Below are 21,498 nucleotides of genomic sequence, written 5' to 3'. Positions count from 1 at the left end.
ATGATCAATGGAGAAATTTACGACAGACGGTATCGAAAAACCCAATTTACACGGCTTTACCTGTCAGATCTGACAGTAGCCAGCTCACTTGAGCGGGTGTTTGATAGACCCGCGACCCAAATAACGGATGGTGCGAATCAGTCTCAAGGAGACGGGTAATGGGTAATCAAATCAACAACAATGTTCTAGTCCTCTACCCCGTGATCATTCAGGGGTTGAAAAAGCCGGTCATTCACGATGCCAATCCGGAAGGAGGCATCCCCTTATCCCTCTTCGACGAATATCCTGAAGGACTCTTATGCTTGATTGACCCTTGGATCAATGCGGCGTCCAGGTCTGTTGTCATGGCTGTAGACGACCGCGTTGATCTGTTCGTCGTCGGCAGAGCCCCCCCCGTGGCTGGCAAAACCATCAATCCCGGCGAGGAGAATGATCGTGTCAGGCTGTTCATCCCCAAAGGCATTCTCCAAGAGGGTATCAACGAGATCTACTACAAGGTAAGGAGGGTAGGTCAGACAACACCCGAAGAGTCCCTCACATTAAAAGTGCTCTTCCATACCCTGGCACCCGGAGAGCCTGGCCATTCGGCCCGCAAGGTACAGGTTTCCGCCGATGTGCAGACCAAGGGGGTGGACAGGGCACAGGCGGATCGCGGTGTCGTGACCGGAATGGACTACTCCAATAGACGCGCCTATGACGACATTCGCCTGAGCATTGGCACGACCTATGTCGATCACAAAGTAACCCCTGCAGAGGCGGCTCCAGGCAGCCCGGTGGTAACCGAAACACTCTTTACTCCGGTTTTCGAAAGAATTGGCGATAACCCACGTACCCCTTTCCGGTTTTCGGTCACTGATCAGCTCGGCAATTCTTCCGGCCAATCCGCGATCCTTGAGATCGATGTGCATCTCCAACAACCGGCTCTGGATCTGAGGCCGCCCAGCGTATTGGAGGCCAACGGTACCCTGCTGAACATTCAAGAAGACTTTTATGACGCCGAGTTCGCCACTGTACAAGTCGCTTTCACCGGCTCGGCGCCGAGACAAACCGTAAAAGTCTATTGGGTCGGTCGCAACAGCACCTATGGCAGTGAAATACAAACCATCGAGTATTCAGGTCAAACCCTGACATTCAAAGTGAAGCGGATCGATGTCATCGATTGCATCGGGAAAGTCGCCAAGGTGTATTACACGGTTCAACGCTCCATCGACCCGATGCCGCTGGAATCTCGCCCGCTCCACCTCAGCGTCACGCAAGTGGGAAACCTGGTACTCACCGAGCCCAGGTTGTCGTCAGACAAACGAACGGCAATGGTCAGCTACGTCGGCATGAGCACCGGTTACAGCGTGCGTATTGCCTGGCACGGTAGATACAAGCGTTACGGTGCCGAATTCAACATCACCAACACCTCAGAAATGCGCTTGCCTATCGAACCCTCATGGATCACCGAAAGTGCAGGGTTACCTGTGCAAATCAACTACACGATTCTTCGTACCGGGAGTGGTGAGAAGTTGAGATTTTCGTGGGTATTGCGCCTGCGCCTTTGACAAAAGCACGTTGCAACGCACTTTGTGAAGTTTCTGATTTAGCGGCTTGACTTGAATGTAGACGAGGGATTTGTCATGCAAAAAATAATAGGTGTTCTGTTAGTCGCGTTAATGGTGGGTTGCACTCAGGTCGATATAAAACCACCGAGTGAAGTAGGGACGCTTAATAATGTCCAGACCCTGAATGGTCCTGCCATCGCCACCCAACTGAACACGCTGTACAACCGCAAATTTCCCAACTGCAACAAGTCAGACTCGCAACCCGCGTTCCTGTGTTCTGGCGTGACCCTTAGGGTCACGGTACAAAACCCCGCCTATAAAGTATGGGACCCCAGCCCTACCTCAGTGAAAAGTGGCGGGGTTTCATTCTCTTATCTGCGGGCGGATTCCAATTTTGGCCGACTCGCCTGGGGTCATGGTAACGGCTATATCCTGTATCCGATCTTCGAAGCGCCGACAGACAAGTATGACTTGGACTACCTATGTTCCTATCCCTATGACGCATGGACCTGGACCCGTAATGCCAATGCCGTCTGCGTCGCCCACCCCACTTATCCGGCTCAAAGTCAGATCTGCCATAACGCTGGGGTAACCAGTGCAGAACAATGGCTCACCGTCTGGAAGACTCCTGGAGGAAACCCCAACCAGCGCCAATGCGGGTTCGATGTATCGGACGACCGCAACACATTAGCAGGCCCGGCCTTCTATCAATCCATACGCGCCAGAGGCCTTGCTGGTGTGACGGGGTACAACGAGCATAACGAAATTCAGATCAAGACCTGGAGCTTTCGCGACCCCAACAAGTTCCCGATCATGGCGTTTTTCTATATTTACGGTGGTACCAACGCCGGCCTTGCCGAAGCTCGATACAACCAACAGGACTTCTATAACTCGACCAACCCGAGAATCGTTGTACCGATTGTGCGGCTAACGCCGGCCGCTAGTGCCGATGGAAACTCCAGTTTTGCCTACGCTCAGGCGGATCAGGTGGTGACTCAATGAACACCCTACTGTCGCGCACGCTCGGCAACGCTCCGCGCATTCTCTTTCATTCGCTAATGGGCGTGGGTTTGATGTTGAGTATCAACTCGCCCCTTTATGCGCAAACAGCAAAAGATGCTCCTGACAGCTACATCCTCACTGTGGAGCGCTGTGTGAAATACGTCGAAAGTGCGCAATGGGTTTATCGGGACTATCGGTGGTCGTTCTCTATTACGCCCACGACTTGTGCGCGACGGACACTACCGGAAGGGACCCAGGCTGTGGGATGAGCTCACCCGTGACTATTCCAATAGCCGCTACTGGAAAAATACTCATGGGATGCGCCATCAACTGATCTGTCATTTGGCGATTGCACGAGATAAACCACAGTGGAACCTGGAACCGTGGCGACCTGATGTGGGGTATGCAAAAACCTTGGAGGCTGGCTGCAATCATGTCGTCCCCTTGCCTGAAAAGGCACCATGACACTTCACCAAAACATGAGCATTACAGTTGATTTATCGCTGGTGCTCGCCAATGAACAAATGGAAACTCCCTTCAGGCCTGGCCTCTCAACACAGGCCATAGCCTGAGGAAATCCAATGCGCACCATCGGCCTTATCGGCGGCATGAGCTGGGAGTCCAGCGCCGAGTATTACCGACTCATCAACCAGCAGGTACGTGATCGCCTCGGGCCGTTGCGCTCGGCAAAACTGTTGATGTACAGCGTCGACTTCGGCCCTGTCGAACAGGCCCAGCATGCCGGGCGCTGGGACGATGCAGCGGTGATTCTGGTGGATGCGGCCCAGCGTCTGGAAGCGGGCGGCGCCGAGTGCGTGGTGCTGTGTACCAACACAATGCACAAGGTGGCCGGGCAGATTCAGGCCTCCATCGATATTCCGTTCCTGCACATTGCCGATCCGGCCGGCCAAGCGGCACTGGACGCCAGCGCGCTGCGAGTGGGTTTGCTGGGCACCGCGTTCACCATGGAGCAAGACTTTCTCAAGGAGCGTCTGACGGCCAAAGGCCTGACGGTGCTAGTGCCGGAGGCCGAGGAGCGCCAGGCCGTGCACCGGATCATCTATGACGAGTTGTGCGTCGGGGTGATCAGCGAAGCCTCACGCCAGGTCTATCAACGGGTGATCGAATCGCTGACCGAACGCGGCGCCCAGGCGATTATTCTCGGCTGTACCGAAATCGGCCTGCTGATCAAACCCGAGCACAGCGCCCTGCCCTTGCTCGACACCACCGAACTGCATGCGCAGGCGGCGGTGGCGTTCGCGTTGGGCGACTGACTCGCGCAGAACCTGTAGGAGCGAGCCTTGCCCGCGAAGAATGCACCGCGGTTTTTCAGGTATTACGCGTCATCGTTCTTCGCGGGCAAGTCGGATCGCCGCACCGCTCGCTCCTACAGGACTTTCGTCGCTCAAATTTCTTCACTTACTAGCGCGACGCAGGCGCGCCATGCTCAGGGTATCGACCAGCCGGCCGTCACGCACGGCGTAATCGCGAAACAGGCCTTCGGTCTCGAAACCGAATTTCTGGTACAGACCGATGGCCGCTTCGTTGTCGGCGTACACCGTTAGTTCGACCCGTTGCAGGTTCATCCAGTTGTCGGCGACGTCCAGCGCTGCTGCCAGCAGTTTCGAGCCGACGCCCTTGCCCTGCCAAGCCACGGCCACACACATGCCGAGGCTGCCGGCGTGGCTGCGGCGGATCCGCGAAAACTGCTCAAGTCCAATGTTGCCGATGACCGATCCCTGGTGCAGCGCCACCAGTTTCACCGCCCGCTCGTTGTCCGCCATCAGGCGTTGGCGCCAGACTTCGGTGGACTGAAACGGCATTTGCAGCACCTGCCGGGCCACGGCCGGATCGTTGTAGAGCGCGGTGACGCCCTCGATGTGCTGCTCGCTGAAGCGTTCGAGGTGAATGGCGGGGTCGTGGTCAGGCATGGCGGTGTTCGTCCTTGATCGGTGTGTGGCCGACCACTCTAAACCGCGATCCCCATGAGTGGCGAGATCAAAATGTGGGAGCGGGCTTGCTCGCGAATGCGGTGTGTCATTCAACATCCATGTCAACTGAATAACCGCTTTCGCGAGCAAGCCCGCTCCCACATGGATCTGTGTCAATTCTGGGACCGCGTCTGCCGCTTGTTGAAGGCAGGGCGCGTGGAATTCATACCGGCACAGACCTACACGCGAAGAAGCGCTTCGCCGGTTGACGGCCCTGCCCTCACTCCCTATCCTCGCGCCTGTCACGACTCATTCGTGATCGGGTTTGACGGCCTGTATTTTTCTTACGACGCGCATAGCCTTTCTCTGCTCGAGCACTTTTGTGCCCGCTGCATTTCCTTTATGGCGACTGTGCGCGGGGCACCTTCGGGTGCGCCGGTGTTCGTGAGAGCCGGTCCGTCAACCCACGCACAGTTGCCACCCAATTTCGTTTGACGGCGTTTTTTTGTGGCGGCTCTTTTGAATCTCACGGAGCTACAACCATGACGGAACCAACCACAAAATCCACCCCCTTCGTCCGCTGCGACCACGTCGACCACCACCTCTTCGCTGTACAACCCGGCATCCCGTTACTCGACGCCCTGGAGCACGCCTCGGTCTACCTCAGCTGCGCCGAAGCCCTCGCCCATCAAGCCCCCACCGCCACCCGCCCGGAACACAGCGCTTCGTTGCGTTGGGCCAGCCAGCAGATGCTCGGCACCGCACGCTCGCTGGTGCAAGCTTCGGTCGACGGTTTACACGCCGCTCAGGCGGGAGGTGATGCATGAATCCGCACATGCCGATGACGCATAACGAAGACAACATTCCAGTGTTGCTGGTGGCCACCCAAGCGCCATTGGATGTACTGCATAGCAGTGCAGCCAGCCGTTTTCTGGCGGTGACGCAGATGATGGAAAGTCTGGCCAGCCTTGATATCACTGGGGCCAAAGGCACCGATGTGCAGCAACTGGCACATGCGGCGGCGGTGTTGCTGCGCGATGGCTGTGATGTGATGGATGTACTGGGGCGGCAGATTCGGACTCGGATCTGACGAAAAGCAAAGTCAAAAGATCGCAGCCTTCGGCAGCGCCTACAGGGACCATGTGAACCCGTCATTGCGCGGGTGTACGCAACCTTTGTAGGAGCTGCCGAAGGCTGCGATCTTTTGCGACCCCATCATCAGACGTTCACAAAGGCGCAATACATTAGCGCGGATTGATTTCTCGCCCCTTCAATCTGTGAGCCGTATACGTAATGTTGCCTGTTGCCGAGATGGAAGCTGCCTTAAAAAACGGGATTGCAAAGGTCCCTGATCGTTGCGCTGGTAGACATGAAGTGGGGGCTTACAGCCCCTCTGATGATCTTGAGATCGAGGTTCGATTTCTGTCGCCAGCCGACATTCCTTCGGTGCTTGAACTTGAGCAAAGGAAATGGGAAGACGATCAGCGCGCCGATGCCTCGATGCTGGCGTCACGGATCGCCTCCTTCCCTGCATTGAGTATCGGGGCTTTTTGCACTCGCACGGGGACTGCACTGGCGTCAGTGTTTATGAAGCCTGCCCGGCACGACATCATACGCAAGTGCCCAACGTGGGCAGACTGTGCAAGAAAACAGCACGGCGACGAGTCCGCAAAAACCGGCGTGCTGTTTGGCATCAGCCTGAGCAGCGTTGATCCGAAAGCGGCGCAAGCCATTTTCGAATTCTTTTGGCCCCATGCGCTGAAGGCGGGATGGTCAGAGGTCTATCTTGGCTCGCCAGTCCCGGGCCTTCGTAACTGGATCTCGAAAAACCCTGACATTCCGGTGGCACAGTATGTGCGAAGCGAGCACAAGGGCCTGCCGCTGGATCCGCAACTGCGGTATTACTTCAAAAAAGGCTTTCGCAAGATCGTCGCCATCAAAGACAACTATTTCCCCCATGAACGCTCTCTGGATTTCGGCGTGCTGATCTTAGGAAAAGTGCCACTCTCCAGCCTTTCCTTTATATGGAAGCGAGTTCCGCTGCCTTGGCTGCAGCGTATGAAAAAACTGTTCTTCGTATGCTTGTGAACGCTTCCCTGGCAGCAGAAAGCGCAGCACGTCCACTCGCGCGCGACAGACGTTTTTGGCGGCTGCTGGCCTGCGCTGCGGCGTCCATGATGGGAGACCAGTTCAGCTTGGTCGCCTTTCCTCTGCTGGTCATGGCGATAACGCCAGACCCGATGGTGCTCGGCTGGGCTTTTGCCGCGCTCGCATTACCGCGCGCCTTGTTCCTGTTGGCGGGCGGCTCGCTGGTCGACCGTTTTGGCGCCCGCTCGGTATGGATGTTCGGCTGCTGTTCGAGTGCAATGGCGCTATGCGGCTTGTCCTGGGCGGTTTTTCAAGGCCACGCCACGTTGCCCGTGATCTATGGATGCGCCGCATTATTGGGACTGTTCAGCGCGCTCACTTTACCGGCTGGCAGTGCCCTGGTGCCCGGCATTGTGAACCCGCGCGATCTGGAGCAGGCCAACGGCATCTTTCTTGCGCTCAGACAGGTCACCATGGCCTTGGGCCCGGTCGCGGCCGGTGCGCTCATCGCCAGCGCGTTTTGGCTCCCTGGTGTGCGCCCAGACGCAAACGGCGCGCTGGACGGCTATGCCATCGCGTTTGCACTCGATGCGCTGACCTTTGCCCTGTCCGCGTTCGGCCTGAGCACTCTGCGTATCCGCAGAGCGACTTCCCCTGATTCCGGCCCCACGGCCTCGGCAGAAGGCCTGCGTTATTTCTTTCAGAATCGACCGTTGCGCACGTATCTGGCCTATATGGCGGCGATGACGATGTTGATGAGCGGACCGGTACAGATCGCCGTGCCGCTACTGGTTCACATGCGCTTCACCCCCGAGGCGCAAGCTCTGGGCTGGTTATTCGGTGCCCAAGGCGCGGGTACCTTGGTCGGCATGCTGATGTTCACGACCCACTCGAAACTGCGGATTATCAATTTAGGCACCACCCTGCTCGCAGTGGATGCCGCCATCGCCTTGCTGATGATGCCGCTGGGATGGGTATATGCCCTCTGGCAAGGCGTGGCACTGCTGTTCGCCATCGGTATCTTCGGCGGCTTTGTACAGGTCATGGCATACACCTGGCTGCAGCGAGCATTACCGCCTGCATTGCTCGGTCGCGGCATGAGCCTGTTCATGCTCGTGTTTGCCGGACTCGCGCCGGTCTCGGCAGCGATTTCAGGCTGGGTTTTGCAATTCATCTCCATCGAAGCCGTGTTCGTAGCCTCCGGTGTGCTGCTATTGACGACTGTGGCGTTTTTTTACGTTGGCTCGGGCCTTGGGAGGCTGTCGGATGTTTAAGCGAATAGAGCCTTTGAACAGTGCCACGAGGTCTGCCCGTCATGTAGATACCAGCTTGGCGGCCTTTCATTCATTGCGCTCCAACATGCCCAGCTATCTGTTCATGGCCCTGTGCGTCTTGAATACGGCCGCGATTGTCTGGCTGGCTGCGCACGAGGCGCTCGGCTGGCTGGCCATTGCTCCGCTGATAGTATTTCAGGCGATTCTGATGATCGGGGTTCAGGAGGCCAAACATCAATGTGTGCATCGCCAGTTCCTCGTTGGCACGCGTCTGAACGATGCAGTGGGTGTGTTCACGGCTGCCATTTTCGGCGTCAACTTCGTGGGCTACCGCTGCTTTCACCTCGAACACCATCGCAAAACGTGCCAGACCGATGATCCCGAAGGTTTGCTGTACCAACAGACATGGCGAACACGCCTGATCAGCCTGTTTGGCGCCGTTGAGCAACTGTGGGTTGCCGTTTCCATCAATATTTTTTCCCGACGCTACACACCTCCTCATGCGCTCCGGCGCTGGCGCTGGAACAATGCCTTTCTCGCCGTTTTCGTCGCAGCGCTGGCTTTGGGCATCCATGAGGTGCCTCGACAAATCGTATGCGCCTACCTGCTTCCGTATTGCATTTTTGCCTGGCTGGATTTCTGGCTGACCCAGGCCGAGCACTATGGAGTACCTATCTCGGCTCAGGATCTGCGCCGCGCGCCCTCTGACATCACGACCGATTTATATCTGCCAACGCCACTGTCCTGGCTCGTCCTGCATCGCTCGTTGCACCGCATTCACCATGAGGCGCCGGCGACGCGCTGGTTCCATGCTCACGCTCGATCGAGGGCTCTGGCCGAATGCAAGCCAGGCGGCGTGACGGACCTCCCCACCTTCTTTGCGACCTGGATGCGACTCGGTCCCCGACTCTGGAAGTAAGCCATGACAGACGCAGCTATCGAACCACGGCACACAAAGACTGCCGAGACCCAACACCCCATCCGCACTGTAGAGCGCGCCCAGCTATTGGAGTGGGGCAAACCCGCCCCATTGCGTTTACTCGCCGCCACGGTTCTCGAGTGGGTGCTTATCCTGTGTACAGCAGGTCTGGCAATGTACGCAGGCACGATTTGGGCCTCGGTGTTGGCCGTGGTGTTCATCGGCACAAGGCAGCATGCATTACTCATTCTGATGCACGAGTTTTCACATCGGCAGTTCAGCCGGACTCGCCCTGTACTCAACGACACGCTTGGCGATTTCTTGACGGCAATCCCATTCACCATCACCATTTTCGGGTTTCGTCGCGACCACACCGCCCACCATCGGCATACCGCAACCGACCACGATCCCAACTGGGTTTCATGCAAGGGACAGGACCGATTCACGTTTCCAAAATCCGCGTTCAACATTGCCATCCTGTTGCTGAAACACTGCGCAGGGCTTTACGGCTTCCACGAGTTGAAAACGGCCTTGGTGACGTCAAAAATGGCGTCGCAATGCCCACCTTCCACGCGGTATCGCCAATGGATTTTTGCCGTTTTGCTCGCGGGAGTTCTCACCTGGTTCCACCTCTGGCTGGCGGCCTTGGTGTATTGGCTCCTGCCTCTGTTTACCGTGTTGATGGCCCTGCTGTATTGGCGCGATGTGGCAGAACACTTCGCCATGCCCAACCCCGGTCCCGGAGCATCCCGAACGGTGATTGCAACCTGGTGGGAACGCTTGTTGATCGCCCCCCACGGCGTCGGCTTTCATGCCGAACACCACCTGTATCCTGCCGTGCCGTGCTTTCGCCTCAGGCAGGTGCATGAAGCGCTCGCGAAAGACGAGGCACATGCCCGGCAGGCGCAAATCACGCGAGGTTATTTCTCGGGATTGATTCGCGAGATCGCTGCCGCCGACACCCCGCGCTCATGTGTGAGCCATTGACCCATGGATTACCTCGAGCAGCCTGTATCCGACAATAGTGAAGAGGCCACTATCTTCAATCCATTCTGGAACGACACATCGATCAAGACCTATCTGTTCGATGCTTGTTCGGTACTGCTTCCTGCGGGTGAGCAATTCGTGATTTCGGTGGTGGAGTCATCCGCGTTGCGATTACAGCAAACGTCGGCGCTTGCCGAACATTCGCGCAGCTTCGTGGCCGAGGAACGTGCCCACCAACGAGCGCACCGGCGGTACAACCAGCAACTGGAAACCCAGGGGTTTGAAGTCAAGAAGTTCGAGCACATGATCGAAAAAGATCTCGAGGCTCTTCAGTCGAAATTGTCACTCAATGCGCAACTGGCATTGGCTGCCGCGTTCGAGCACGTGACGGCCGTCATGTCCGCTGCCGCCTTGCGTAAGAACGGTTTGCTCTCGGTCAAGGAGTCACCACAGACCCGCCTGTGGCGATGGCATTGCGCTGAAGAAGTGGCGCACCAGCACGTCACCACGGACCTGGTGCGGTCGCTGGGCATACCCTATTGGCAGCGGATTTTCTTTTTCCTGGCAGCATCGGGGCTCATGGCATTCGATGTCATTCGCCACATGCACAGTTTTGCCCGCCTCGACATCGCCCGCGGCCGCGTCAGCTCGAAGCAAGTACGGCGTGCCGCGGGCAGCTTGGTGTTTCGCGATGGCGCCAACCTGGCGTTGATGGCAATCAGATGGGCCGCCTACTTTCTTCCGCTGAAAAAAAGCTGATTTCGGAAGGCACTGGCTCGCCAAGGGACCATCACATTCAACGTTGATGTTGACTGCTAGATCGCTAGATCGCTATCGCGAGCAGGCTCCTTCCCACATTTGAACAGTGGCTAGCCTTCGAACCACTCCCGCCGCTCGCTGAACGTGTTGTAGATCAACTCGACGATCCCCTGCACCTCGGCCTCATTCCGGGAGTCGGCATTGACCGCCATCCACACCTGACGCTGCATCGGTTGCTTGAAGAGCCCGGGCAATGCCACCAGTCCCCGGTCGAATTGGCTCATGTAGTGCGGCAACAAACCGATGCAGGCGCTGCAACGGATCATCTCCAGCATCAGCTCATAGGAATGCAGTTGCACCACCCCCGCCAGTCGCTGCTCCACCAGACTGTTCCATGGGCAAAAAGCGGTGACTTGGCGATCGTGCTGCCATTGCACCAGCATGAAATCGGCCAGGTCACCCAGGCTGTCCGGCCGCGCCGCGACCCGTGAATACCGTTTGGCGATATGCGGCAGATAATCCAGCCGTGCCAGACGCTGGGGTTCGCTGATGGCGAAACTGGGGCCCGGCAATGGCGAATCGGTGCCCGCCAGCCACACCACCACATCGGCACTGATCGCTCGCAGCGACAGCTCGCTGTCCAGGGAAATGATGTCCAGACGCACACTGGCGTTACGCCGCAGCAGCGAGACCAGATCACGGCCTAGGATGTCGTGCAGGATCGATTCGGCGACGGCCAGGCGAATCAAGGGCTGTTCAATCACCGGCAACTTGCGCTCGTGCACCAATGCAATCAACTGCGCCTGCAACTGCTGTCCGTCACGACTCAAGGTCAACGCGCTGCCCTGGGACTTGAACAGCGAACGTTGCAGCTGATCTTCCAGCTGCGCCAGGTGCTTACGCAACTGGGTCGCCCGCACATTGAGGCTGCGCGCGGCTTGCATGAAACAGCCGCAACGTGCGCTGACCAGAAAGTATTGCGCCACCTCCGCATCAATCCCCGCGGCCTGTGCCAGCCAGAACTCGGATGGCCCCTGCGGGAATCGGTATTCGACAACATCCCGACGTCCTGTGGGTTCTATGAATGACATCGATGACTCCTTGTCGATCTTTGTTTTTGATTGCTTCCAGCGCGATGGAAATTCTTTAAACCAGTGAGAAACCTGTATGCGGGCTCATCTGGCGAGGGGCTTGCTCTCATCACCAGAAATTCGCCCTGCACCGACATCCTTGGCCGCGCCGTATATCTGTTGATTCTTGACCGAACATTGCTGCATTTGTGTGTCACGCTCAGCCAATTGCGTCTCGAGCCGGGCACGTTCGGCTTCTCGACCAGCGTTCGGCCCACTCAATTGCTTGTTGTCTACGTCGCTGCGTGTTTGCCCAGCCAGGTGTGCAGCAACGCGAAGTTCACTCGGGCATTTGCAGCAAGGCATTCCCTCATTCCCGGTTTCCCGCCCTCGGCTTGTGAAAAGCGAAAAAAAGGCCCCTCAAGCGCATCACATGGGCATGACCGGAATGGCGATGTGCTACCGAACTTTTGTCATGAAAGCTTCGTGTAGAAGGTTGGAACATGTGGTGACGTCGGGGCAAACGCCAATTGACTGGGGAATTAATTTTTTAATTAGCGCTATACCGAAACACTTAATAACTTGTCGGCATAACGCTAACAATAAAAAACTCACATCCTCATAGACACTAGCTGTTACTCAAATCGAAAGACCCAGTAACTTTTAGCGTTGGAGGCCCGAATGATTCCCCGATATTTTTCATGTCCATGTAAAATATCCCGCGGACCCGTCGAGGTGATTTTGTTAACCACACCATCACTTGGCCCGTCAAAGGGATATACTCAAAGTGGTGTCCATCCGAATAGTCAAGAAGCTCCGCCTTCAGTTTATCAACACTATAATGCCCGGTTGTCTTTCGCGGAAAAACAATCTTAAAGAGCTTTTTAGGTTCCATTGCCCCGCCGACCCCCTCCCCAACCCAAACCTGAAAGCCAACACGGGTCTCTTCAAATGAAACTACATCTGCTCTTATATTTCCTCGACCATCAGTTTTCACCTCGAAGGTACCGACAGTATTGACACTCACCTTAGTTTCAATATTCATCTTTCGTTCATCCTATCGAAGAGTCGCGCACCTTTTATTTGAAAATATAAAAGGCATCCATGACACCATCTGAAAGTTTTCAATTAGCAACCTCAAGAATGACGTTGTCGATGCGAGTGATACGCCCACCGCAATAAATCTGTCTACTGTCAAACTTGACAGTAGACAGATTTACAGCATGAGGGGCATTCTTTTCTGTTCAGAAACAAACCGGCCAAATATCAACTATCTGTGACGTCAAGGCATAGACGATTTTAGTATCGCTGTGCCGATCGGGAGCGGCTCAGGGTTTCGTTTTCGTGCGCGATTTTGAGGGTGGGATACTGTTGGCGGGAATTGCACTTGAGTCGCTCGAAGAGATGGAGCATCTGGAAGTGTCGTTTAAACAGTGCTTGTTTAGTGGTCTCACTGTGGGTCTTGTGATGGATGGGCCGGCCTCTTCGCGAGCAAGCCCGCTCCCACATGGATTGCGGCAAGCCTCCTCGCCACACTCCTCATTGATCAATCACTGGGCGTTTGCCGAAAGCTCACCGCCAGCCGATTCCAGCTGTTGATGGTGCTGACGGCCATCGTCAGGTCGACCAGTTCACCTTCGCTGAACTGCTCCCGGGCCAGTGCGTAAACGTCGTCCGGTACGTGGCTTTCCGAAAGCAGGGTCACCGCTTCGGTCCAGGCCAGGGCCGCCCGCTCCCGAGGGTTGAAGAAGTTACTGTCGCGCCAGACCACAATTGCATACAGCCGGCGATCGCTCTCGCCAAAGCGGCGCGCGTCCACCGAGTGCATATCGGTGCAGAACGCGCAGCCATTGAGCTGCGAGGCGCGGATTTTGATCAGGTGCAACAAGGCCGGTTCGATGCTCAGGTCGCGGGTCAAGGCCTCCAGGGCGATCATGGCTTTCATCGCTTTGGGCGATGCGCTGTAGTAATCAAGACGGGCGTTCATGGGCGACCTCATGGATCGAATCAGTGCCTCCACACTAGCCACCGATGCACCCGTGTTACAGACCCAATTCAGCGAAAAAACCATTGACCGCCCGGCAACAGGCCAATCGCAGGTTTTTCGACCACGCAACTTCTGCGCAGCCGTTCATGCGGGTAATCTGGCGCGACGCACAGTCGCCTCAACCGCCCCAGGAGCCCCGCCGGTATGGAACTTCATGTTGTCATCAACGGCCGCAAGGACCTGGCAGGCCAGTTGTACCGGCAACTGCGCGACGCCATTGAATCCGGTCGCCTGACAGCCGGGACGCAGCTGCCGCCCAGCCGCTTGCTGGCCGAACAACTGGGGATTTCGCGCAAGACCATTTCCGACACGTATGCGCAACTGACCTACGAAAACTTCCTCACCGGGGTGATCGGCAAAGGCACCTACGTCAATGCCCGGCCGGCAAAAATCGTCCGCAAGCAGAGCCATTCGGAGCTGGCGAGTTTTGATGTCATCGAACGCTGGCGCAGCCTGCCGACGTTCTTGCGCCACCCGACGCTGGAAGGCTCGCTGCGTTACGAGTTCATCGGTGGTGCCACCAGCAAAGGCCAGTTTCCGCAGGACGATTGGCGCCGCTGCACCTCCCATGCCTTGCGCCAGATTGCCGGTTCCAAAGGTTTCTACAGCCTGCCTGAAGGCCTGCCGGCGCTGCGCAATGCGATCGCACGGCACATCGCGTTTTCGCGCGGGGTCAATTGTCAGGACGAAGACGTGGTGGTGTGCAACGGTGCGCAGCAGGCGCTGGACCTGATTTCCCGGGTGTTGACCCAACCGGGCAGTCTCGTCGCCATGGAAGACCCCGGCTACCCGCCAGCGCGTCTGTTGTTCGGGAGCCATGGCGCGACGGTGGTTGGCGTGCCGGTGGATGCGCAAGGCATTCAGGTCGAGCACATTCCCGATGGCACCCGGCTGATTTACGTCACCCCGTCCCACCAGTTCCCTTTGGGCATGCCCATGAGCCAGCCCCGCCGGGAAGCACTGCTCGCAAGGGCCTATGAGCTGGGGGCGATCATTATCGAAGACGATTACGACAGCGAATTCCGCTACGAAGGCCGGCCCACCGACTCGCTGCAAAGCCTGGATGAGCGCGGCATCGTCGCCTATGTCGGCACTTTCTCGAAGACCCTGTTGCCGGAGCTGCGGCTGGGTTACGCGATTTTGCCGCCGGCGATTCTCGAAGCGGTGATCCGCGCCAAGCAGCTCACCGACTTGCACACCTCTACCCTGCCCCAATGGGCGCTCGCCAAGTTCATCGCCGAAGGCTGTCTGCTCAAGCACATCCGACGCTGCCATACGATTTACGCCGGGCGCCGTGAACGGATCCTGGCGCGCATGGCGGGTGACCTTTCGCCGTGGTTTGAAGCGGTGCCGACCACGGCCGGGTTCCACATGGCGGTGCTGTGTAAGGTGCCGGTGGATATTCCATTGGTGATCGAGTTGGCAAAAAAAGTCGAAGTGGGGCTCTATGCACTGGACAGCTTTTTTTACCAGCAAGCGCCGCGGACCGGGCTTTTCCTGGGGTTCGGCGCGATCGAAACCCTGGACATCGACATCGCCCTGGACCGTTTGCGGGACATTTTGCAGCAACTCGGCTGAAGGATTGGTCTGCGGCTTTATCTGGCGATTGGCTATTGGCGGTCTGGGGGGGCAGGCCTATCCTGATTGGGCGTTATCCCTCAATGAGCAGGATTCGTCCGGCCTGATTCAGGAGTGTGAGTAATGTCCAACGAAGTGATCAACACCGTAAAGGTGCAGGCCGCCGCCGGCCGCTCGGACGAACTGGGTAAGCAACTGCAAAAGATTGTCGACACCCTGCGTGAACTTCCGGGCTGTGACTCCTATATGGTCGACCGCTGCCCCGAGGACGACACCCGCTGGACAGTCAGCGCCCGCTGGCAATCGGAAGCGGCCATGCAATCGCATTTCAACTGCCCCGAAGTGCAAGGCTTTATCGGCCTGATCGACAGCCGACTGGCCAATGCCGTCGACTTCAACAGCTTTCCAATCGTCTAAAACAAGATCAAAAGATCGCAGCGTTCCGCAGCTCCTACATTGGAATCGCGTACACCCTTGAAACATCGGGCGGACGCAAATTCTGTAGGAGCTGCCGAACGCTGCGATCTTTTGATTTTGACTTGCTTGATTGGTCCCCTCACCTTCCCGAAAATTGGCCGTTTGATTGCCCGATAGCGCGGCTTACTGTGGTCCCTGACGACTCACCACCTCAGGTAATCAACCATGAATGCGCTCCGTTTTTTTGCTGCCCCTTTCGCCGCCCTGACGCTTAGCGTCTCAGCCTCGGCCTTCGCCCATGAGACTGCCCCTTCAGAAAAAGTCACCATCCTGCAGGACCAAATGCTGAAGAATGCACCCGGTAAAAAAGCCTTGATGATTGAAGTCGATTACGAGCCGGGCCAATCGTCCATCGCCCATAAACACCAAGGCACGGCGATGGCCTATGTGCTTTCGGGCGAGATCATTTCGCAAGTCAAAGGTGAAAAAGCGATTACCTACAAGGCCGGCGAGTTCTGGTACGAACCGGCCGGGTCGGAACATCTGGTCTCGAAAAACGCCAGTGCCACCCAACCCGCCAAGCTGTTGGTGTTCATGGTGTTGGCCCCGGATGAGCAAGTGTTGATTCCTTTGGAGAACTGATCGCGGAGGTGATGCTGATGGCCTCTTCGCGAGCAAGCCCGCTCCCACATTTGAACGTGGGTGTATGTGGAATATATGCACAACAGAAATCCACTGTGGGAGCGGGCTTGCTCGCGAAAGCGCCAGACCAGACACCACAAAACCTTCAGACAAAAAAAAGCCCCATCTCTTTCGAGACGGGGCTTTTTCATTCAACGCCTATCAGGCAGCCGGTTCCAGCTCGGCGCTGGCAGTCATATTGGCAGTGGTAGGCACCACCGCTTGACCGCTCAACGCCAGGTCCAGCAGTTCGCGGTTGGCCACCGCGTACATGGCGTAGTCGGTGCCGCTGGCGGCACGGATTTCCACCAGCATGGCGCGCCAGCGTTCGATCATGCCTTCGTGCTCTTCCATCCACAGCGCCAAGCGTGTTTCCACGTCCTGGGTGCCGTCGCCCTGTTGCAGGACGGAGATGGTGATCGCACGTTGTTGCCAGTCGACGTCATCACGGAACGCTTCACGGGCCAGGGCCTGCCAGTTGTTTTCAACCGGCAGAGCGCTGATCTGTTGCAGGTACCAGGTGATGTCCAGCGCGCTGCCCACGGCGAAGTAGGCCTTGGCCACGTCCGCTGCGTTCTGGCCGGTCACATCCGAAGCTTCGATGATCGGCAGCAAGGTGTACAGGTGAGTGGTGCCTGCAACCATGCGCGCCAGCAACTCAGGCACGCCAGCAGCGACGTAAGCCTGGTAGCGGGTCTGCCAACCTTCGCGGGTCGGGCCTTCCAGCAGTTCGTCGAGCTTGAGGCCCAACGCCGCCAGGTGCGGACCGAAGTGTGCGACGTCACGGGCAGCGTTCTGCTCGTTGCGACGGCTGCGCAGGAACCAGCGCGTAGCGCGACGGCCCAGACGCATCAGCTCATCCATCAGCTCCAGTTGTACGTCGGCCGATACCTGATAATCCAGGGCTTCTATCTGCCGGAACCAGTGCGGGAGGTGGAAGATATCCCGAACTATTACATATGCCCCCGCAACATTCGCCGGGCTCATGCCGGTCGACTCTTTGAGTCGTTGAACGAAGGTGATACCCATGTGGTTTACCAGATCGTTGGCGATCTGGGTGCTGACGATTTCGCGCTTCAGACGGTGACGGCGCATGGCAGCGGAGAACTTGCTCACCAGCGTCGGCGGGAAAGCGGTTTCCATGTCGCGGGTCAGGTAGTCGTCGTCCGGCACCAAGGAGTTGAGCAGCGCTTCCTTGAGGTCGATCTTGCTGTAGGAGATCAGCACCGACAGCTCGGCACGGGTCAGGCCATGGCCCGCCGCGACGCGCTCGTTGATTGCCTCTTCAGCCGGCAGGAACTCGATGGCGCGATCCAGCTTGCCGCGGCCTTCCAGATCATTCATCAGACGCTTGTATTCGGCAATCCGCGGCAAGGCACGGCGTGCCGCCAGGGACAGGGCCTGAGTCTGCTTGTAGTTGTTGCCAAGCACCAGGTTGCCCACTTCGTCGGTCATGCTCGCCAGCAACTGGTTACGTTGCTTGTCGGTCATGTCACCGGCGTGTACCACTTCGTTCAGCAGGATCTTGATGTTCACTTCGTGGTCGGAGCAGTCCACACCACCGGCGTTGTCGATGAAGTCGGTGTTGGAACCGCCGCCATTGAGGCCGAATTCGACACGACCCAGCTGAGTCATACCGAGGTTACCGCCCTCGCCCACGACTTTGCAGCGCAGTTCGTTGCCGTTCACGCGCAGTGCATCGTTGGCCTTGTCGCCGACATCGGCGTGGCTTTCGGTGCTGGCTTTCACGTAGGTACCGATACCGCCGTTCCACAACAGATCCACCGGTGCCTTGAGCAAGGCGTTCAGCAGTTCGGTCGGGGTCAGTTTGTCAGCCTGAATGTCGAAGCGCTCTTTCATCTGCGGGGAAATCGCGATGCTTTTTGCGCTGCGCGAGAAGATCCCGCCGCCTTCGGACATGATGCTGGTGTCGTAGTCCGACCAGGCCGAACGCGGCAGATCGAACAGACGCTGACGCTCGGCGAAGCTGTTGGCAGGCTCCGGGTTCGGGTCGATGAAGATGTGCAGGTGGTTGAATGCAGCGACCAGTTGCAGCTTCTCGGACATCAGCAAGCCGTTACCGAACACGTCACCGGCCATGTCGCCGACGCCCACCACAGTGATGCTGTCTTCCTGAACATTGATGCCACGCTCGCGGAAGTGGCGTTGTACGCCGACCCACGCGCCCTTGGCGGTAATGCCCATTTTCTTGTGGTCGTAACCGGCCGAGCCGCCGGACGCAAAGGCGTCGCCGAGCCAGAAGCCGTAGTCGATGGCGATGCCGTTGGCGATGTCGGAGAAGGTCGCAGTGCCCTTGTCCGCCGCTACCACCAGGTACGGGTCATCGTCGTCATGACGCACGACGTTGGCCGGCGGTACCAGCGCGCCGTCTTTCAGGTTGTCGGTGATGTCCAACAGGCCCGAGATGAAGATGCGGTAGCAGGCGATGCCCTCGGCCGCGATCTCGTCACGGCTGCCGCCCAGTGGCAGGCGACGCGGCAGGAAGCCGCCCTTCGCACCCACCGGCACGATGACCGAGTTCTTCACTTGCTGGGCTTTTACCAGGCCCAGGACTTCGGTACGGAAGTCTTCTTCACGGTCGGACCAGCGCAGACCACCGCGAGCTACGTTGCCGAAGCGCAGGTGCACGCCTTCAACGCGAGGCGAATAAACGAAGATTTCGAACTTCGGTACCGGCTTCGGCAGCTCTGGAATCTGGTGCGGGTTGAACTTGAAGCTGAAGTAGGACTTGTTCTGACCATGCGCGTCGGTCTGGTAGAAGTTGGTCCGCAGGGTCGCTTTGATCAGGTCCAGGTAGCGACGCAGGATGCGGTCTTCGTTCAGCACCTGAACATCGTCCAGAGCTGTCAGAATCGCGTGTTCCAGGCGTTGCTGCTTGTCTTCCAGATCATCGCTGGTCAGCTTGCGCGCCAGGTAGAAACGGGTCTTGAACAACCGGGTCAACTCGCGAGCGATGTCGGTGTGGTTGTTCAGGGTGCTGGCGATGTAACCCAGGTCGAAGCCCAGGCGGATCTGCTTCATGTAACGGGCGTAGGCACGCAGCAGCGCCACATCGCGCCATGGCAGGCCAGCGGTCAGCACCAGGCGGTTGAATGCATCGTTCTCGGCATCGCCACGCACGATGTGGACGAAAGCGTCCTGCAAGGTGTCGTTGAGTTGCTGGATGTCGAGTTCCAGGCCTTCGGCGGCGGTGAACGCGAAATCGTGAATCCAGAATTCGCGGCCATTGTTGTGACGCAGGCGATACGGGAACTCACCCAGCACGCGCAGGCCGAGGTTTTCCAGGATCGGCAACACGTCGGACAACGCCAGCGGCGTATCGGCGTGATACAGCTTGCAGTGCAGCATGCGCTGACCGGAGACCTGGGCCAGCGGCTGATAGAAGCTCATGACCAGCGGATTTTTTTCGCTCAGGCTCAGCAGGTGCTGCATGTCGACCACAGCCGAGTGGGCGGCGAAACGCTCGCGGTAGCCGGCGGGGAAGCCTTTCGGGAAGTCGGCCAGCACGTTGGTGCCTTGGGCTTCGCCGAAGCTCTCGACCACCAGGCTCGCGTAGTCGTCCTGCCAGCTGCGGCAGGCCTGTACCACTTCTTTTTCCAGCAGAACCGGGTCGATGTCCAGACGGTTCTTCGGATCGACGCGCAGAATCAGTTGCACACGGGCCAGCACGGACTCGGAGAAGAAGGTCCAGAACTCGCAGTCCGAGGCTTTCAGGCGATCCATCAGCACTTGCTGGATCTTCTGGCGCACTTCGGTGGAGTAGATGTCGCGCGGCACGTAGGCCAGGCAGTAGCAGAAACGGCCGTACGGGTCTTTGCGCAGGAACACGCGGATCTTGTTGCGTTCCTGGATCTGCACGATCGACATCACGGTGGTGAACAGCTCGTCCACCGGGGTCTGGAACAAGTCGTCACGCGGCAACACTTCAAGCACCTGGGCCAGTTCCTTGCCCAAGTGAGCCTTGGCCTGGAAGCCCGAACGCTGTTCGATGATCTCGACCTTGCGACGGATGTAAGGAATGACCCGCACGCTTTCGCCATACACCGAGGAGGTGTACAGGCCCATGAAGCGGCATTCCTTGACGACTTTGCCATTGGCATCGATCTGGCGGATCGACACGTAATCCGGGTACGCCGGACGGTGGACACGGCTTGGGTGTGCGGCCTTGGCGAACGACAGTGGCGTTGGTTCGCGCAGGTAGTTCACGGCGTAGTCTTCGATGCGCAGATCATCGACGGTCAGGCCGGCGCGCAGCAGTTTGGTCAGGCCGAGGAACGAGTTCTGGTCATATTCAATGTGACCGCCGTTCTGATCTTCGCCTACTACGAATTCTTCGTAGCCCAGGAAGGTGAAGTGGTTGCCCACCAGCCATTCCAGGAAGCTCTTGATCTCGGACTTTTCGTCGGCGTTGATGATGAACTGGCTGTTGTCGATGCCTTCGATCAGCTCCTGGACCTTGGCTTTCATCGGTTCGAAATCAGCGACCGCGACGCGGACTTCACCGAGAACCTGCTCCAGCTCTTTGCTCAGGACGTTCAGTTCGGCCGTGTTGGCGCAACGGTCGATTTCCAGGTACATCAGCGATTCTTGCAGAATGCCTTCGCCCTGGGTGCCTTTCGGCAAGATTTCCAGCAGCTCGCCCTTGCTGCCGCGACGCACGCTCAGCACAGTGGTTTGCAGGGTATGAATGCTGTAGCCGCGACGGTTCAGCTCGGTACGCACCGAGTCCACCAGAAACGGCAGATCGTGGTGCAGCACTTCGACCGCGGTGTGGGTCGACTGCCAGCCGTGGCGTTCGTAATCAGGGTTGTAGACGCGCACTTGCGGATGCGCGTGATCGAAGCGCTCAAGCAGGCGCCACGCAGAAAGGGTGCAGCCGGCGAGGTCGGACAACCGACGCTGGGTCAGCTCGTCCAGGGAAATAATGCCGAAGAATTGTTCAGCGAACAGCGCCACTTGTGGCAGTGCCTGTTCACTGATGTGCTGCGCCAGTGCCGCTTGCAGTTGGTGCTGGAAGTCGGCTTTGCTGGCTGCGGTGAAGAACGCCATCTGTGGTACTCCGCTTGGGCTTGTTATTGATGGAAGCGTCGCGTGCAAACCCCTTTCGGGGCAATCCCGTCACCCTGTTCCTGATTCTCGGGCAGAGGAAACAGGATGACAGGTGGGTGAAGCTGGAC

The 21,498-nt window shown here is 57.8% G+C and carries 20 protein-coding genes and 1 pseudogene; 15 read left to right on the top strand and 6 right to left on the bottom strand.

Annotated features, from left to right (window positions below):
* Nucleotides 1–158: 158 nt before the first annotated feature.
* The 5 genes from KVG95_RS05005 to KVG95_RS04985 all read left to right on the top strand — a co-directional run bounded on the left by KVG95_RS05005 (nt 159) and on the right by KVG95_RS04985 (nt 3,823).
* Nucleotides 159–1,547, top strand: coding sequence for a hypothetical protein (locus tag KVG95_RS05005; protein WP_217854743.1), 1,389 nt, complete (start codon nt 159–161; stop codon nt 1,545–1,547).
* A 75-nt stretch (nt 1,548–1,622) separates the two neighbouring features.
* Nucleotides 1,623–2,549 (top strand): halovibrin HvnC, encoded by a 927-nt coding sequence (locus tag KVG95_RS05000; protein WP_217854742.1) that lies wholly within the window; start codon nt 1,623–1,625, stop codon nt 2,547–2,549.
* A complete protein-coding gene (locus KVG95_RS04995) occupies nt 2,546–2,818 on the top strand; it encodes a hypothetical protein (protein ID WP_217854982.1) in 273 nt (90 codons plus the stop codon). Before KVG95_RS05000 ends, KVG95_RS04995 begins: the two co-directional genes overlap by 4 nt.
* Nucleotides 2,718–3,014, top strand: a complete 297-nt coding sequence (locus KVG95_RS30105) for a DUF2599 domain-containing protein (RefSeq protein WP_367616714.1) — start codon at nt 2,718–2,720, stop codon at nt 3,012–3,014. The genes KVG95_RS04995 and KVG95_RS30105 overlap by 101 nt, the downstream gene beginning before the upstream one ends.
* 116 nt (nt 3,015–3,130) lie before the next feature.
* Nucleotides 3,131–3,823, top strand: a complete 693-nt coding sequence (locus KVG95_RS04985) for an aspartate/glutamate racemase family protein (protein WP_217854740.1) — start codon at nt 3,131–3,133, stop codon at nt 3,821–3,823.
* A gap of 141 nt (nt 3,824–3,964) precedes the next feature.
* Here KVG95_RS04985 and KVG95_RS04980 read toward each other — a convergent pair whose 3' ends face one another.
* On the bottom strand, nt 3,965–4,480 hold the full coding sequence (locus KVG95_RS04980; protein ID WP_217854739.1) for a GNAT family N-acetyltransferase: 516 nt from the start codon (nt 4,478–4,480) through the stop codon (nt 3,965–3,967).
* Nucleotides 4,481–5,022: 542 nt separating this feature from the next.
* On the opposite strand from KVG95_RS04980, the gene KVG95_RS04975 reads away from it, so the two are divergent.
* From KVG95_RS04975 to KVG95_RS04945, 7 genes are all read left to right on the top strand, one after another.
* Nucleotides 5,023–5,307: a DUF3077 domain-containing protein gene (locus tag KVG95_RS04975; protein ID WP_217854738.1), complete on the top strand. Its 285-nt coding sequence runs from the start codon at nt 5,023–5,025 to the stop codon at nt 5,305–5,307.
* Nucleotides 5,304–5,570, top strand: coding sequence for a short-chain dehydrogenase (locus KVG95_RS04970; protein WP_217854737.1), 267 nt, complete (start codon nt 5,304–5,306; stop codon nt 5,568–5,570). Before KVG95_RS04975 ends, KVG95_RS04970 begins: the two co-directional genes overlap by 4 nt.
* Nucleotides 5,571–5,773: 203 nt before the next feature.
* Complete coding sequence (locus tag KVG95_RS04965; RefSeq protein WP_225922906.1) at nt 5,774–6,568, top strand: hypothetical protein; 795 nt, start codon at nt 5,774–5,776, stop codon at nt 6,566–6,568.
* On the top strand, nt 6,559–7,842 hold the full coding sequence (locus KVG95_RS04960) for an MFS transporter (protein ID WP_217854736.1): 1,284 nt from the start codon (nt 6,559–6,561) through the stop codon (nt 7,840–7,842). The genes KVG95_RS04965 and KVG95_RS04960 overlap by 10 nt, the downstream gene beginning before the upstream one ends.
* 85 nt (nt 7,843–7,927) lie before the next feature.
* The gene (locus tag KVG95_RS04955) at nt 7,928–8,761 is read left to right on the top strand and encodes a fatty acid desaturase family protein (protein WP_225922905.1); all 834 of its coding nucleotides are present in this window, start codon (nt 7,928–7,930) and stop codon (nt 8,759–8,761) included.
* Between the two features lie 3 nt (nt 8,762–8,764).
* On the top strand, nt 8,765–9,748 hold the full coding sequence (locus tag KVG95_RS04950; protein ID WP_217854734.1) for a fatty acid desaturase family protein: 984 nt from the start codon (nt 8,765–8,767) through the stop codon (nt 9,746–9,748).
* A 3-nt stretch (nt 9,749–9,751) separates the two neighbouring features.
* Nucleotides 9,752–10,507: a metal-dependent hydrolase gene (locus tag KVG95_RS04945; RefSeq protein ID WP_217854733.1), complete on the top strand. Its 756-nt coding sequence runs from the start codon at nt 9,752–9,754 to the stop codon at nt 10,505–10,507.
* Nucleotides 10,508–10,617: 110 nt separating this feature from the next.
* Here the strand turns inward: KVG95_RS04945 and KVG95_RS04940 are convergent, their stop codons facing one another.
* The 4 genes and pseudogenes from KVG95_RS04940 to KVG95_RS04930 all read right to left on the bottom strand — a co-directional run bounded on the left by KVG95_RS04940 (nt 10,618) and on the right by KVG95_RS04930 (nt 13,564).
* Nucleotides 10,618–11,598, bottom strand: coding sequence for a LysR substrate-binding domain-containing protein (locus tag KVG95_RS04940; RefSeq protein ID WP_217854732.1), 981 nt, complete (start codon nt 11,596–11,598; stop codon nt 10,618–10,620).
* Between the two features lie 132 nt (nt 11,599–11,730).
* Nucleotides 11,731–11,841: pseudogene (locus tag KVG95_RS29695) on the bottom strand (DNA repair protein); the annotation flags it as partial.
* Nucleotides 11,842–12,205: 364 nt separating this feature from the next.
* A complete protein-coding gene (locus KVG95_RS04935; RefSeq protein WP_217854731.1) occupies nt 12,206–12,622 on the bottom strand; it encodes a hypothetical protein in 417 nt (138 codons plus the stop codon).
* Between the two features lie 501 nt (nt 12,623–13,123).
* A complete protein-coding gene (locus KVG95_RS04930; protein ID WP_217854730.1) occupies nt 13,124–13,564 on the bottom strand; it encodes a carboxymuconolactone decarboxylase family protein in 441 nt (146 codons plus the stop codon).
* A gap of 204 nt (nt 13,565–13,768) precedes the next feature.
* Here KVG95_RS04930 and pdxR point away from each other — a divergent pair, with 204 nt between their 5' ends.
* From pdxR to KVG95_RS04915, 3 genes are all read left to right on the top strand, one after another.
* Nucleotides 13,769–15,202, top strand: a complete 1,434-nt coding sequence (gene pdxR / locus KVG95_RS04925) for a MocR-like pyridoxine biosynthesis transcription factor PdxR (protein WP_217854729.1) — start codon at nt 13,769–13,771, stop codon at nt 15,200–15,202.
* A 123-nt stretch (nt 15,203–15,325) separates the two neighbouring features.
* A complete protein-coding gene (locus tag KVG95_RS04920) occupies nt 15,326–15,619 on the top strand; it encodes an antibiotic biosynthesis monooxygenase family protein (protein WP_008010413.1) in 294 nt (97 codons plus the stop codon).
* A 225-nt stretch (nt 15,620–15,844) separates the two neighbouring features.
* Nucleotides 15,845–16,261: a cupin domain-containing protein gene (locus KVG95_RS04915; protein ID WP_217854728.1), complete on the top strand. Its 417-nt coding sequence runs from the start codon at nt 15,845–15,847 to the stop codon at nt 16,259–16,261.
* Between the two features lie 201 nt (nt 16,262–16,462).
* Here the strand turns inward: KVG95_RS04915 and KVG95_RS04910 are convergent, their stop codons facing one another.
* Nucleotides 16,463–21,370: an NAD-glutamate dehydrogenase gene (locus KVG95_RS04910; RefSeq protein ID WP_217854727.1), complete on the bottom strand. Its 4,908-nt coding sequence runs from the start codon at nt 21,368–21,370 to the stop codon at nt 16,463–16,465.
* Between the last annotated feature and the right edge of the window lie 128 nt (nt 21,371–21,498).

This window comes from Pseudomonas farris, from assembly GCF_019145235.1.
GTDB lineage: Bacteria > Pseudomonadota > Gammaproteobacteria > Pseudomonadales > Pseudomonadaceae > Aquipseudomonas > Aquipseudomonas farris.
This window is presented reverse-complemented; position numbering and strand designations above follow the sequence as displayed.